Source organism: Paenibacillus chitinolyticus (genome assembly GCF_045038035.1).
Lineage (GTDB): Bacteria > Bacillota > Bacilli > Paenibacillales > NBRC-103111 > Paenibacillus_F > Paenibacillus_F chitinolyticus_A.
In genome coordinates, this window is the sequence record NZ_CP173427.1 from 1,450,813 (window position 1) to 1,465,565 (window position 14,753).

General features: G+C 55.5%; 12 protein-coding genes. 11 read left to right on the forward strand and 1 reads right to left on the reverse strand.

Annotated elements, in window-relative coordinates:
- Positions 1-303: 303 nt before the first annotated feature.
- From hisS to ACI48J_RS06795, 10 genes are all read left to right on the forward strand, one after another.
- Positions 304-1,593: a histidine--tRNA ligase gene (gene hisS / locus ACI48J_RS06750; protein WP_405082240.1), complete on the forward strand. Its 1,290-nt coding sequence runs from the start codon at positions 304-306 to the stop codon at positions 1,591-1,593.
- Positions 1,590-3,374, forward strand: coding sequence for an aspartate--tRNA ligase (aspS, locus tag ACI48J_RS06755; RefSeq protein ID WP_326055282.1), 1,785 nt, complete (start codon positions 1,590-1,592; stop codon positions 3,372-3,374). Before hisS ends, aspS begins: the two co-directional genes overlap by 4 nt.
- Before the next feature lie 202 nt (positions 3,375-3,576).
- Positions 3,577-4,332: a ThiF family adenylyltransferase gene (locus ACI48J_RS06760; RefSeq protein WP_009674276.1), complete on the forward strand. Its 756-nt coding sequence runs from the start codon at positions 3,577-3,579 to the stop codon at positions 4,330-4,332.
- A 45-nt stretch (positions 4,333-4,377) separates the two neighbouring features.
- On the forward strand, positions 4,378-5,691 hold the full coding sequence (locus ACI48J_RS06765; protein WP_405082241.1) for an S-layer homology domain-containing protein: 1,314 nt from the start codon (positions 4,378-4,380) through the stop codon (positions 5,689-5,691).
- A gap of 320 nt (positions 5,692-6,011) precedes the next feature.
- Positions 6,012-7,373 (forward strand): spore germination protein, encoded by a 1,362-nt coding sequence (locus ACI48J_RS06770; protein ID WP_405082242.1) that lies wholly within the window; start codon positions 6,012-6,014, stop codon positions 7,371-7,373.
- Positions 7,360-8,448 (forward strand): GerAB/ArcD/ProY family transporter, encoded by a 1,089-nt coding sequence (locus ACI48J_RS06775; protein WP_405082243.1) that lies wholly within the window; start codon positions 7,360-7,362, stop codon positions 8,446-8,448. The genes ACI48J_RS06770 and ACI48J_RS06775 overlap by 14 nt, the downstream gene beginning before the upstream one ends.
- Positions 8,445-9,548 (forward strand): Ger(x)C family spore germination protein, encoded by a 1,104-nt coding sequence (locus ACI48J_RS06780; protein WP_405082244.1) that lies wholly within the window; start codon positions 8,445-8,447, stop codon positions 9,546-9,548. The genes ACI48J_RS06775 and ACI48J_RS06780 overlap by 4 nt, the downstream gene beginning before the upstream one ends.
- 80 nt (positions 9,549-9,628) lie before the next feature.
- A complete protein-coding gene (locus ACI48J_RS06785; protein WP_405082245.1) occupies positions 9,629-10,939 on the forward strand; it encodes a replication-associated recombination protein A in 1,311 nt (436 codons plus the stop codon).
- A gap of 60 nt (positions 10,940-10,999) precedes the next feature.
- On the forward strand, positions 11,000-12,478 hold the full coding sequence (locus tag ACI48J_RS06790) for a potassium/proton antiporter (RefSeq protein WP_326056730.1): 1,479 nt from the start codon (positions 11,000-11,002) through the stop codon (positions 12,476-12,478).
- A gap of 139 nt (positions 12,479-12,617) precedes the next feature.
- Entirely contained in the window at positions 12,618-12,821 is a 204-nt protein-coding gene (locus ACI48J_RS06795; RefSeq protein WP_405082246.1) for a hypothetical protein, read from the forward strand.
- Positions 12,822-12,992: 171 nt separating this feature from the next.
- Here ACI48J_RS06795 and mnmA read toward each other — a convergent pair whose 3' ends face one another.
- Complete coding sequence (mnmA, locus tag ACI48J_RS06800; protein WP_326050817.1) at positions 12,993-14,075, reverse strand: tRNA 2-thiouridine(34) synthase MnmA; 1,083 nt, start codon at positions 14,073-14,075, stop codon at positions 12,993-12,995.
- A gap of 248 nt (positions 14,076-14,323) precedes the next feature.
- Here mnmA and cymR point away from each other — a divergent pair, with 248 nt between their 5' ends.
- Positions 14,324-14,743 carry a cysteine metabolism transcriptional regulator CymR gene (gene cymR / locus ACI48J_RS06805; RefSeq protein WP_009676580.1) on the forward strand — a complete coding sequence of 140 codons (420 nt, stop codon included), beginning with the start codon at positions 14,324-14,326 and terminating at the stop codon, positions 14,741-14,743.
- Positions 14,744-14,753: the final 10 nt, after the last annotated feature.

The following is a 14,753-nucleotide window of genomic DNA, read 5'->3' on the forward strand; positions in this document are numbered from 1 at the left end:
GAGGGCTGCCGGTGCTTGTTCCTTGGAACCTGCCGTGCAGACCGCGTCTCATTAGCCGTTTTGCGTAGACGGGCGTTAACCGTATGAAGCGAAAATCAGCCGGGCCGGACTTTCCGCGCCGCAGGCCGCCGATTTTCGGAATGTGGGTGGCACCACGGGTGATGGTTAGTTACTGACGTCTCTCGTCCCTTTGACCGTTTTTGCGGTTTTAGGGATGGGGGACTTTTTTAATGGCAAAAAAGAAAGGGCCGTAGACGTCAAGACGACGGGGAAGTCGACAAGGAAAGCAAGGAGGAAGCTCGCATGAGCATGCAAAAGCCGAAGGGCACCCAGGACATTATGCCGGGTTCCGTAGAAAAGTGGCAGGCGCTGGAAAGCAAAGCCCGCGACCTGTGCAGCCGGTTCCGTTACCGGGAAATCCGTACGCCGATTTTCGAACACACCGAACTGTTCTCCAGGGGTGTCGGGGAGACGACGGATATCGTGGAGAAAGAAATGTACACGTTCCAGGACAAAGGAAACCGCAGCATTTCGCTTCGTCCGGAAGGAACGGCCGGCGTCGTACGCGCGTATGTGGAAAACAAACTGTACGGCGAGCCGGATATCAGCAAGCTGTTTTACATCGGACCCATGTTCCGGTATGAGCAGCCTCAGGCCGGACGCTACCGGCAGTTTCACCAGTTCGGGATCGAAGCGTTCGGCTCGGAGGATCCTTCGCTGGATGCCGAAGTCATCGCGTTCGGTTATACGTTTTACCGCGAACTGGGGATGACGGGCGTGTCCGTCGAGATTAACTCGGTCGGAACACCCGAGATCCGGGGAAATTACAAACAGAGACTGCAGGCGTTCCTGGAGCCTTTCAAGGATAAGCTCTGCAAGGACTGCCAGTCGCGGTTCGACCGCAACCCGATGCGGATTCTGGACTGCAAAGTCGACCAGAAGTATTTCGACGGGGCGCCCGAACTGCTGGACGATCTGGACGAAGCTTGCCGGACGCACTTCGAAGCGGTGAAACGCCATCTGACCGCGATGGAGATTCCGTTTACGATCAATCCCCGCCTCGTGCGCGGGCTCGATTATTACACGCACACCGCTTTTGAATATAAAGCGGCGGGCATCGGCTCTATCGATACGATCGGCGGCGGCGGCCGGTATAACGGCCTCGTCTCCGAGATCGGCGGTCAAGATCAGCCCGGCGTCGGCTTCGGCCTCGGCCTCGAGCGCGTTCTGCTCGTCCTGGAATCCCAGGGCGTGCAGCTTCCTCAGCCTCCAGGGCTGGACGTGTACCTGATCGGGCTCGGTCAGGCGGCCGAGGACGAGATCGTGAAGCGGCTCTACGAGCTGCGTGCGCACGGCATTCTGGCGGAGAAGGATTACCAGGGCCGCAAAATGAAAACGCAGATGAAATCGGCTGACCGCTCTGCGGCGCGTTTTGTCGCCATTCTGGGGGACGACGAGCTGGAGCGCGGTGAAATTACGGTCAAAACTATGGCCACCGGCGAGCAGGAAACGATCAAGCTGGAGGATTTTGCGGAAGCGATTTTGAAACGGACAAGATCCGGAAACGAAAATGGAGGGGTTCAGTCATTATGATGCTCAAAACACATCATTGCGGGCAATTAACGAAAGCGAACATCGGAGAAACGGTTATTCTGAACGGTTGGGTACAGCGCCGTCGCGACCTGGGAGGCGTCTTGTTCATCGACCTGCGCGACCGCAGCGGTCTCGTGCAGATCGTCTTCAACCCGGATTTCTCGGGAGAAGCGCTGGCGATCGGCGACCGCGCCCGCAACGAGTACGTACTGGCCGTAAAAGGGACCGTCGTCGAACGTGACGCCGAAACGGTAAATACCAACCTGCAGACCGGTGAAATCGAAGTCCGGATCACGGAAATCGAAATTATGAACGCGGCTAAAAATCCCCCGTTCTTCATCGAAGACGGCATCGAAATCGACGAGACGCTGCGCCTGAAGCACCGCTACCTGGATCTCCGCCGTCCGGAAATGCAGCAGACTCTGATGCTGCGTGCCAAAGCGGCCCGGATTTTCCGCGACTTCCTCGACGAGAACGGGTTCCTCGATATCGAGACACCGATCCTCACGGGCAGCACACCGGAAGGCGCGCGCGACTATCTCGTGCCGAGCCGTGTACACCCGGGCGAGTTCTTCGCGCTGCCGCAGTCTCCGCAGCTGTACAAACAGCTGCTTATGGTGAGCGGACTGGAGCGGTACTACCAGATCGCGCGCTGTTTCCGCGACGAGGATCTGCGGGCAGACCGTCAGCCGGAGTTCACGCAGGTGGACATCGAGACGTCCTTCCTGTCCCAGGATCAGCTTCTGGACATGATGGAGCAGCTGATCGTGCGTCTGTTCCGCGAAACGGTCGGAGCGGAGATTCCGACACCGTTCCAACGTCTGACTTACGCGGAAGCGATGGACAAATACGGCTCCGACAAGCCGGACCTGCGCTTCGGTCTGGAGCTGTCCACGGTGACCGATATCGTGGCGGACAGCGACGTAAAAGTGTTTAATATGGTCGCCAAAAACGGCGGCATCGTCAAAGCCTTGAACGCCAAGGGCTGCGGCGCGACGTGGAGCCGCAAAGAACTTGACGATCTCCAGCCGTTCGCATCCCGCTACGGCGGCAAAGGTCTCGCCTGGATCACCGTGAAGGAAGGCGAGTGGAAAGGGCCGATCGTCAAATTCTTCAAGGAAGAAGAGATCGCCGCGCTGACCGAGCGTCTGAACGTGGAAGAGGGAGACCTGCTCGTCTTCTCCGCAGACAAACCGAAAGTCGTATACGACGTATTGGGCAACCTTCGTCTGAAAGTCGGCCGCGATCTGGGTCTGATCGACGACAAAGCCTACAAATTCCTGTGGGTCGTCGACTTCCCGATGTTCGAGTACGACGAAGATGAGAAGCGGTATGTCGCCATGCATCACCCGTTCACCCGTCCGAAGGACGAAGATCTGCATCTCTTCGAAACGGACCCGGGCCAAATGCGCGCCCAAGCCTACGATATCGTGCTCAACGGCTACGAAGTAGGCGGCGGTTCCATGCGGATTTACCAGCGCGAGGTGCAGGAAAAAATGTTCGCGGCGCTCGGATTCACGCCTGAAAAAGCCAAAGAAAAATTCGGCTTCCTGCTGGAAGCTTTCGAATACGGCACGCCTCCGCACGGCGGAATGGCATACGGCTTCGACCGTCTGGTGATGCTGCTTGCGGGACGTACGAACCTGCGTGAAACGATCGCCTTCCCGAAAACGGCAAGCGCGTCCGATCCGCTTACCGATGCGCCGAGCGAAGTCGACGAGAAGCAGCTTGAACAGCTTTCCATCCGCATCGCGTTGAAACAACCGGCAGCCAAAGCTTAAGTTCGGCAGCCGCCACGCTCCCCGGCCGTGTAAATTTTACAGGCCGCAGGGTAAAATAGACGAAACAGGGAGGGACCTTCGGGTCCCTTTTTTTCGGGCCGCAGAGGTAAAACCAAGCGCACGACTTGACATTAACCACCGAATCAGGTCAAACTTAGCGTAAACCTATCATATTGTTAGCTGACAGAGGAGGAAATTCCGAATGCTTCATCAATTCTCCCGGACGGAACTTGCCATTGGACCCGAAGGCCTTGAGGTTATGAAAGGCAGCACAGTAGCCGTTCTCGGTATCGGCGGAGTCGGTTCCATAGCGGCCGAAGCCCTGGCCCGTACCGGAGTCGGACGAATTATACTGATCGATAAAGATGTGGTGGATATTACGAATGTGAACCGTCAGATCCATGCCCTTACGACGACGGTAGGACAACCTAAGGCCGAGCTTATGCAGGAGCGGATCAAGCTCATCAATCCCGAATGCGACGCCATCGCGCTGCGGATGTTCTACACGGAGGAAACGTACGAGCAGCTGTTTGACTACAAGCCGGACTATGTTCTGGACGCTTCGGATACCATCTCCTATAAGATTCATCTCATCAAGCAGTGCCTGGACCGTAAAATCCCGATGATCTCCAGCATGGGCGCGGCGAATAAAATGGACCCGACCAAGTTCCAGGTCGCCGACATTTCCAAAACGACGATGGACCCCATTGCCCGGGTCGTCCGGACGAAGCTCCGCAAGGAAGGCATCAAAAAAGGCGTGAAGGTGGTTTTCTCGACGGAAGAGCCGAAGAAACCGCGCGAAGATGTCACTCAGCGCATCGTTCCGGAGAACGCGCCGGAAATCCGCAAAGCGCAGCAGCCTCCGGCGAGCAACGCGTTTGTGCCGCCCGTTGCGGGCCTGATCATGGTCAGCGTATGCGTCAAAGACCTGCTGCACAACGCCGGCATCGACGTTTAACGACCCTTGCGAAGTCACAACAGCACCTAGAGAGGCAGGAAAGGTATGGCTTGGAAAAAGGTTCTCCTCACTTTATCCGCGGCTGCCGTGATAACTTCGGCAGCCGGACAGGCCTTTGCGGCGGCAGAGCACCGGGAGGCGGAACGGGCCGGCGGAAGCCGGGCTGAAGCTCCGCAGGAGGGACAGGCGGCGGAGGCGGAAGCAGGCCCGGCCGCAGGCCGCCTCTTCGCCGATGTGGCCCCGGATAACCGCAACGCGGACGCGATTGCGGATCTGGCTGCGCGGGGCCTCATCGAAGGAACGGCATCCGGCCGGTTCGATCCGGACGGGGCGCTGACCCGCGAGCAGTTTGCCAAGCTGCTCGCATCCGCCTTCGGACTCGGAACGTCCGAAGGGCCGACCCCCTTCACCGACCTCGTGTCCGCGTGGTCGGCGCCGTATATTTCGGCTGCCTATGCGGCAGGCCTCGTTGACGGCGTAACGGCCGTCAAGTTCATGCCCGCGCAGCCGGTAACCCGCCAGGCCGCCGCCGCGATGGTGTGGCGCTGGCTGGAGGCCCGGGGCGTCGAAGCCCCGGCGGCTGCACCCGGCCCGAGCGCGGGCGATGCCGATGCGTGGGCACAGGCGTCTGTGCGCAACATCATGGCGCTGGGGCTGCGCAGCGATTCGGGCGCGAGCTACGAACCGAAGCGCGTCATGACCCGCGGCGATGCGGCCGCGCTTGTTTCGCGGGCGCTGGCGCTTCTGGAGGCGACGGCCGGGGAGCGCGCGGCTAAAGCGGCGCAGCCCCTGACGGCGGACAAGGCGGCAAGCCTGATCAGGTTTAGCGAGCAGAAGACGGCGGAGCTGTTTCTGAGCCTGTTCGACCATGAACTGGCTTCCCGTACGAAGCCGCCATTTGAAGCGATCCGGCCCGCCCTGAGCCGTTATTATGCGGACCCGGAAAGCTGGAGAACATTCTATGAGCGCCATCTGGGCGGGATCTACGAAGCCGTGGCCATTTTTCCGGCTGTTTCGATGCCCGTGCCTTCGTTTAAAATCGTCAGCGTGACGGACGACAGGATCAAAGTCCGGGGCAAGAGGCCGGAAGGGGCCTACACGGATTCGGCCTTTCTGACGTATACGCTGCTCAAACGAAACGGGAGCTGGGTCATCGGCGGCCGCGAGGAAGAGAAGCTTACGGAGCCGTTCACCCGCGAAGAGGCGGAGGGGATTGTGGCCCGGTATTACAAAGCGGGCTCCGGTCTGTTCGAGCGGGAAGAGAGCGACCGCTACCTGTTTACCGTGACGGACCGTGGGGAGAAGCTGCGGTTATCCGTCAGCAAGGCCAAGGGAATTCTGGCGCTGGAAGAAGACTGAAGGATTCTCCGTCAGGACTCTCTTCTCCTAAATAAACCTGTTAAACAGGTTCGAATGTTATGAAGCGATTAGCCTTTATTCCGCTTTCCCGGCGGGATGAGGGCTTATTTGCGTTCCGCCGCAAGGTGGTCGACGTAGGGGGATACTCGGTTTTTGGCGTGTAAAAAGACAAACGGCCGGAAATACGGTCTGCCCGGGCGTTCGGTACTGCTTGTTCGGCAGGTTGCCAAATGCGATGCCTTGGAATGACATGGAAGCAAGCTGGGCAACGTATACCAAAGAACCGTTACGGATAAGAGAGGAAGGGAGGGGAATAACGGATGACCGGCACCAATGCGACGACGGAACAGATCGAACAATGGCTGACTGAGAAGCTGGCGCTCTCCGCCGATCTGGAAAATTGCGAGCTTACTTCGGACGGCAGGACGATGCGGCTGATTTACATGAAAAGCTTGTGCGATACGAAAATGATACGGAGATTTTTTATCGCCCCGTTTTTTGAAATCCGGTCGATGGACCTTTATGTGCAGTATATTTCTTCCCTGCCCAGCGGCATGGAGTTTACGAATGTGGTCAGAGCGCTTGATTTAATTCTATCGGGATCGGTGGCTCTGTTTGTCGACGGTAAAATATACCTGCTGGAAGCCTTGCAGGACGTAAAGAGCAGTGTAGGGGACGCCACGGTGGAGGCGATCGTGCAGGGTCCTCAGGACGCCTTTACGGAATCGATTTTTACGAATCTGAACTTGGTCCGCCGGCGTTATAAATCTTCCAATCTGAAAATCGAAAATTCAACGGTCGGCTATTTGTCCCAAACCGCCATCGCACTCGTTTACGACGACCGGAAAGTCGACATGGGAATCCTTAGAGACGTTAAAGATAAATTTTCGCAGCTGAAGGTAGACAAGATTCAATCGTCCGGCGAGCTGGAGAAAGCGCTCAGTTCCCAAGGCTTTCGGCTGGTGCCTACGATGATGACGACGGAACGGCCCGACCGGGCCATCGATAACTTGAGCGAAGGCAAAATTATTATTCTGATCGATACGAGTCCCTTTGCGCTTATTCTGCCGTCCACCTTTTTTGACTTTTTTACGGCTATGGACGATAAAGTGCAGCTCCCGTTCGTCGGCCTTTTTCTGCTCATTCTCCGTTATGTCGGCCTGTTTATGACCTTGACCCTGCCTGCCCTCTACGTGGCCTTTACTTCCTATAACCCCGAAATTTTGAAAATGAACTTGACGCTGCTTATCGCAGGGAGCCGGGCAAGCGTGCCGTATCCCTCTTTTGTCGAGGTTCTGATTATGCTCGTTATGATGGAATTTCTGATCGAAGCGAGCTTGCGGCTGCCGAAAGCCATCGGACCAACGGCGACGACGGTAGGCGGTCTGATTCTGGGGACGGCTTCCACGGAAGCGGGACTGGTCGGAAGCATCATGATTATTCTCGTGGCGGCGGTTGCCATCTCCAACTTTGTTATTCCGATCAACATGATGAGCTTTTCGGTCCGTTTCGCGAAGTACTGGTTCGTCTTGCTGGCCGCTATTTTCGGACTGCTCGGCGTAGTCGTCGGGGTCATCGGCAGTATTTTGTACTTGTGCAATCTTCGCAGCTTCGGGCGCCCTTATATGCGGCTGTTTCATATAAACGAGCAGCGCGGAGGAGGTACGGATGGTCACCAATAGATATGTGTACTACCTGATCGCCATCAATGCTTTAATCAGCATTATCATTTATGTGCCGAGAATTTTGCTGCAGCACCGGTTCGACGGCGCGTGGACTTCGATTCTCCTCGCGGTCCTTATCAGCTACCTGCTGATCCGATGGTTCACGACCCTGCTTGCTTCTTTCACCCGGCAGGGGTTTCCGGAAATGATGAAGCAGCATCTGCCGAAGTGGTTGAATGTGTTCGTCCAGCTGGTTATGATCGGGCTCTGGTTTTTTGCCGGGGGCATTACGCTTTTGTCTTTTGTGGATATCACCCTCCGTTACATAAGTCCGGACGTTCCCGCCTTTATGGTTATGATCGGCTATTTAATTGTGGTGTGCTGGGCCTGTACGCTCAACCCTGCTTCCATTTTGTTCGGGCTCGAAATTTTGCTCGTACTGAATTGTCCGATTGTCGCGTTCTTCATCATCCGGGCCATAACGTCACCCATGTTCGACTGGGACGCGGTGCTGCAAACCTTCACATTCAGTCTGCAGTGGCCTTCGTTTCAGGCGGTGGCTGCGGCGACTTTTCTTTTTACCGGTTATATCAATCTGGTTGTATTTAACCGGGTATTCGAAAAGTTTCATATGAGAGGCTATCTGCTTATTTCGCTGTCGGGTCTGCTGATTCTGCTGCTTACGATGATCGTGCCGATCGGAATGCACGGTTCCATGGGCGTATCCACGTACGTTTATCCGTGGTTTTCTCTGGCGGATTCCATCCGGGTCGATATGTTCCTCGTCGAACGGCTCGTGTTCGTTTTTTACCTGGTTTACATCTCCCTTTTTCTGATCAGCACGATCGTGCATTGGCATGTGGCACAAAGTCTGGCCCGGGGGTTGATCCGGTTTCCCGCCGCTGCGCGCGGGTCTAAATATCTCCCGTTTGGAGTCGTTGTCGTTTTCGCCGTAGCCTGCATGTGGATGCTCAAATTCAATCAGGAAGGGCTGATTAGAGCCGGAGAGATCTTTCTTGAAATCAGGCTCGTGGCTGAATTTAGTTTCGTGCTGCTGATTTTCTATATGTATCGGAAGGAGAAAAAGAAGTGAGGTACAAGCTGATGCTGTTTATTCCGGCTCTCCTGTTCCCGCTGCTTCTCGGCGGATGCAACTTCAAGGACATCGACAAACGCATTTTTGTGATCTCGATGGGGATAGACAAGTTGGATGATCGGGAAAACAACCTTCGTGTCAGCCTGAAACTGGCCATTCCCCAAGGAAATCCCAAAGAAGGGACCGAACAATTCGACATTATAGTCGAGGAAACGAAGACGATTGCGGACGCGGTAAGGAAAGCCAAGTCCAAGGTGGACAAAGAGCTGGATTTCGGTCATATGAAGGTGTTTCTGATCGGGGAAAGTATGGCTCACGATGATATTTATCAGATTATCAACTGGGGGGTGCGGCGCAGGGATGTTCAGCTCATTACGCTGCTGGCCATTGCCAAGCCAACCGCCTTGGACGTCCAGAAAATCAAGCCCCAGTCCGAGCGTATTCCCTCCAACGCCCTTATACTCGGCCTTTCCAAGAGCGGAACGGAATCGCCCTACATCGTAACGGAGTATTTATTCGATTACCAGCGGCGGCTCGAGGAAAGAGGAATGGATCCCATTCTTCCGATCGTCAAAGCCGAAGGAGACCATTTTAGAATCGATCAGCTGGCGCTCATGAAAAAACACCGGATCGGAATTGAGCTGACTCCCAATGAAACGAAATTGTATAACCTGCTGACGACCAAAAACTTAAAAACGAATCTGAGCGGTAAAATGGATGGAAGCTTGTACGAACTGAATCTGGAAAGCTCGCGGGCATCTTATAAAATAAACGCGCGGCCGGGAGAAGAACCGGTTCTCGCGTACGAAATTCACATAAAAGCGACTTTGGAAGAAAACGAGAGCCATAAGAAAATGACCCGGCCTGTTCTGGATACTATCGAGGACGCAACGGAAAAGGAAATAAACGGACAAGTGGAACGATTCTTAAAGAGGCTCCAAAAACAGGAGACGGACCCGATCGGCTTCGGCCTGCACTATATGTCCCGACGTTGGGATAACGCATCGGAATGGGAGGACTGGCAGAAAATATACCCTAAGCTGACGTTCAAAGTGAACACTCATGTCCGTATCCATTCCGCGGGAACGGCGCATTAGGCCGGGTACTTCGACAAATATGAGGCGTCAACAGTATAATAGGTAGATACTCTACATGCTGTTGAAAGGCGGAATTGCAGATGGAAATGGACTTATTCAGTGCCGCTGCCGAGAACGATTCCCGCGGAAAGCTTCTCGCGGACCGGATGCGGCCCCGCACTCTTGATGAATATATCGGCCAGGAACATATCGTGGGTTCCGGCAAGCTGCTGCGCCGGGCGATCGAGGCCGACCAGATCACGTCGATCGTGCTGTACGGGCCTCCCGGCTGCGGTAAAACCACGCTCGCGCACATTATATCGGAGAAGACGTCCGCCGATTTCGTAAGATTGAACGCCGTGGACGCTTCGGTCAAGGATGTGCGCGAGGTGATCGAGCAGGCCAAGTCGGCCAAGGCGCTGTACGGCCGCCGGACGATCCTGTTCCTCGACGAGGTGCACCGTTTCAACTCGGCGCGTCAGGACGCCCTGCTGCCCGCCGTGGAGCAGGGCACGATCGTGTTCATCGGAGCGACGACCGAGAACCCGTTCCACTATGTGAACGGGGCTCTGCTCTCCCGCTCCACGCTGTTTCAGCTTCACGGCTTGACCGAGAAGCATGCCCGCATCGCGATGGAGCGCGCCCTCGCCGATGAAGAGCGCGGACTCGGCTTTCTAAACATCGAAGCCGAAGAAGAGGCGCTTGCCCATATCGCGTTCATGGCGGGCGGAGATATCCGCCGTGCGCTCAATGCGCTAGAAATCGCCGCGCTGACGACCTCGGCGGATGCGGACGGCGTTGTCCGCATCTCGCTGGATATCGCGGAGGAGTCCATCCGCCGCCCGACCGTCAAAGCGGACGAGTCGACGCAGTACGACGTCCTCTCCGCGTTCCATAAGAGCGTGCGGGGGTCGTCCGACGCCGCTCTCTTCTGGTTCCTGTACGCCGTGGAGAAGCTCGGCATGGACCCGATGACGTTTATCCGGCGTCTGACCGTCGCATGCAGCGAAGACATCGGCCTGGCGAATCCGCAGGCTATGGTTCAGGCGGTTTCGGCGATGGAGGCCTATCACAAGATCGGCTGGCCGGAGGCGAAATATATCGTCTGCCAGGCGATTCTGTTCGCTGTGGAGAGTCCGAAATCCAACTCCATTCCGCTTGCCATCGGACGTGCGATGTCCGCCATGGACAGCATCGGAAAGGCGGAGGTTCCGCTGCATCTCAGGGATACCCACTACAAGGGAGCGGAACAGCTAGGGCATAAAGGCTACATGTATCCCCACAATTATCCGGGTCATTACGTGAAACAAGCGTATTTGCCGGAACAATTGGAGGGCGAAGTGTTTTTTAATGCCACGGAACAGGGTATGGAAGAGAAGATGAAAATAAATCAGCAGCGCCGGAACCGATGACCCTTCTAGAAGAGCCTGCGGCTTCCGGCAGGAACTGCAGGTAGCTGAAGGAGACCGATTATGACGGAGAAATATATTTTTCTCATTGCCGTCCTGCTGTTCGCCGGCGTGCTTATGTCTAAGTTTTCGTCCCGTTTCGGACTTCCGGCTCTCGTCTTTTTTATGCTGGTGGGCATGGGACTCAATCGTTTTATTTATTTCGACAACGCCCAGCTGACACAGTGGTTCGGGTTGATGGCGCTTATCGTTATTCTGTTCGACGGAGGCATGCATACGAAGTGGACGCATGTGAAGGAAGTGATCCGCCCCTCCCTGATGCTCGCCACTGCAGGCGTACTGCTGACTACGGCTATCGTCGGATTGAGCGCCTACTGGATTTTGCAGGTGACGCTTAAGGAAGGGCTGCTTCTCGGTGCCATTGTCGGATCTACGGACGCCGCGGCGGTATTTGCCGTTCTCGGCAATCAGAACGTAAAGAGAAGGCTGACCTCGACGCTGGAGGCGGAATCCGGCACGAACGACCCGATGGCGGTATTTCTGACGGTTTCCCTCATCGAGCTTATTCAAATGCCGGACACGAGCATCCTTCTACTGATCGGCAGTTTTTTATGGGAGATGGGTTTTGGGCTGGTGCTGGGACTGGTCATCGGCCGTCTGGCCGTCTGGAGCCTCAACAAAATCGATTTGGATTCTTCCGGGCTGTATCCCGTTCTGGCGCTTGCTTTTGCCATCTTTACCTACGGGTCTACGGCACTGCTTCACGGAAGCGGACTGCTGGCCGTCTATGTGATGGCCCTGCGGCTCGGCAACGCGGATTTTGCCTACCGGTTCTCGATCACGCGGTTTCATGAAGGGTTTGCCTGGATGATGCAGATTTTGATGTTTATGCTGCTCGGACTGCTGGCGTTCCCGGACGATCTTATCAGTATTGCCTGGCAGGGAGTAGCTCTTGCCCTTATTCTGATGTTCGTCGCGAGACCCGTCGGGGTGTTCGGAAGCATGCTCGGCACGGGATTTCAATACCGGGAAAAGCTGCTGATCTCTTGGGCCGGCCTGAGAGGGGCCGTTCCAATCGTGCTGGCCACGTATCCGCTGCTTGCGGGTCTGGAACACGGGCGCATGTTTTTTAACATTGTCTTCTTCATCGTGCTTCTGTCGACGCTGGTTCAGGGTTCCACCATTTCCGTCCTGTCCAAAAAGCTGGGTCTTACCGAAGGTTCGGCCAAGAACGACGCTCACACCCTTGAGCTTCTCGCTCTCGGAAAAGCGAATGCGGAAATTATCGAAATTAAAGTGACGGAAAACGGTCCGGTCAACAACAGGCTGATCAGTGACCTGGAGCTTCCGGAAGAAGTTCTCATTACGGCCATCGTCCGAAAAGGAAAAATTATAACGCCTCACGGGAATACGGAGCTTATCGAGGGGGACCTTCTGTATACGCTCGTTTCGAAGCCCATGAGGGAGAAGGTCAAGAAAATCTTTTATGAGGAATCCCCCGCCATTAAACCGGTTGATCTTAAACCCGAGAACGGACTGTGAGCACTGTCTGGACAAGGAAAAGCTAACGGGGTAAATTATTTCCCAGGTAATCAATGCTGGGCCTATTGTAAGTATGGTTGGCCAATATATGTACTTACAAAAAGAACGCGAATCCCTCTAAAAGGGATTCGCGTTCTTTTTGCTGTCGCTGTCGCTGTCGCTGTCGCTGTCGCTGTCGCTGTCGCTGTCGCTGTCGCTGTCGCTGTCGCTGTCGCTGTCGCTGTCGCTGTCGCTGTCGCTGTCGCTGTCGCTGTCGCTGTCGCTGTCGCTGTCGCTGTCGCTGTCGCTGTCGCTGTCGCTGTCGCTGTCGCTGCTGCGCAAGCAGACAGCCGGGCCCGGTTGAAACCGGAGCGACCGCGGTGCAGCGGAGCCGCCCAGGCAGCATTCCGTAGGCACGTTCCGTCTGACGTCTGCCTTAACGTGAGCCGGCCCCGCCTTCCGGGTTGTTGCTTCCGTCAAGCGGTGCACGGCCATGCGGCCGCTTTTGTGAGCCCGGCGGCTCGGGATGTTCGTCTTAGCGGTGCACCTTATCGATGATCCCGCCGCCCAGACAAATTTCGCCGTCGTAGAAAACGACGGATTGGCCGGGCGTGATCGCTTTCTGCGGCTCGTGGAATACCACTTCGGCCGCTCCGTCCTGGCCCAGCGTTACCGTAACGCCCTGATCAGGCTGACGGTAACGGAATTTAGCCGTACAGGTGAACTCGCCCTGAGGTCTCCGCGTGCTGATCCAGTTCACGTCCGTGGCGGACAGGCCTTTGCTGTAGAGGCGCGGGTGCTTGTCCCCCTGAACGACGTACAAAATGTTGCGCTCAAGATCTTTGTCCGCAACGAACCAGGGCTCGCCGGTACCCGAGCCGCCGATTCCGAGTCCCTGACGCTGACCGAGCGTGTAGTACATCAAGCCGTCGTGGCGGCCCTTCACTTCACCGTCCAGCGTCTGGATGTCTCCGGGCTGGGCGGGCAAGTACTGGCTCAGGAATTCTTTGAAGTTCCGTTCCCCGATAAAGCAGACGCCGGTGCTGTCCTTCTTCTTGGCGGTCGCAAGGCCTGCAGCCGCCGCGATTTCGCGGACCTGAGGCTTCGGCATGTGCCCGATAGGGAACATGGCTTTCGAAAGCTGGTACTGGTTCAGCGCATGCAGGAAGTAAGTCTGGTCCTTGTTCGAATCGTTTCCGCGAAGCAGGACGAATTCCCCGTCGCGTTCCTCCAGGCGGGCATAGTGGCCGGTCGCGATAAAATCGGCGCCCAGATCAAGACCTTTCTGCAGAAACTCGCCGAACTTGATTTCCCGGTTGCACATAACGTCCGGGTTCGGGGTGCGCCCGCTTTTGTATTCATCCAGGAAGTATTGGAACACCTTCTCGGAGTACTCTTTTTCAAAATTAACCGTATAAAACGGGATGTCGATCTGGTCGCAGACTCTCCGTACGTCTTCCGCGTCTTCCTCGGCGGTACAATGGCCGAACTCGTCGGTATCGTCCCAGTTTTTCATAAAGACGCCGATGACGTCATAGCCCTGCTCTTTCAATTGCAGAGCCGCTACGGAAGAGTCCACCCCGCCCGACATACCGAGAATGACTCTCTGTTTGCTCATGGCCGGTTCTAATCCTTTCTTGCCAAAAATGGCTGGTGACACCTGTATGAACCTCAGGGTTCTACCCATTATAACGCGCTTTTCGCAAAGTGAAAATATTTCATCAAGATGTCATGGTTTTGTAACCAAATTAATCGGAATTGTGATAACATAGTAAAGAACATGCCTAAATGGAATGAATCATAGAGAAATAGGATACCCTAGAGCTAGTAATCTTACACATAAGCAGGGGTAGAAGAGGTGTTAATTTGAAAATTTCAACAAAAGGCCGTTACGGTCTCACTATAATGATGGAACTGGCCGCAAGATTCGGGGAAGGGCCGACCTCGCTGAAAAGTATCGCAGAGAAACATCAACTATCCGAACATTACCTGGAGCAGCTCGTAGCTCCTCTGAGAAACGCAGGTCTTGTTAAAAGTATCCGCGGCGCCTACGGCGGATATATCCTTTCGAAAAACGCGGAAGAAATTACCGCGGGTGAAGTGATCCGAGTCCTGGAAGGTCCGATTTCACCGGTCGATTTTACGGAAGAAGACGATCCGGCCAAGCGGGATTTGTGGATTCGTATCCGCGACAGCATCGCGGAGGTTCTGGATTCCACAACTCTGGCTTCTTTGATTTCTTATCAAGAAGAAGGCAAACGCGACAGCTATATGTTCTATATTTGATTGCAGGGTG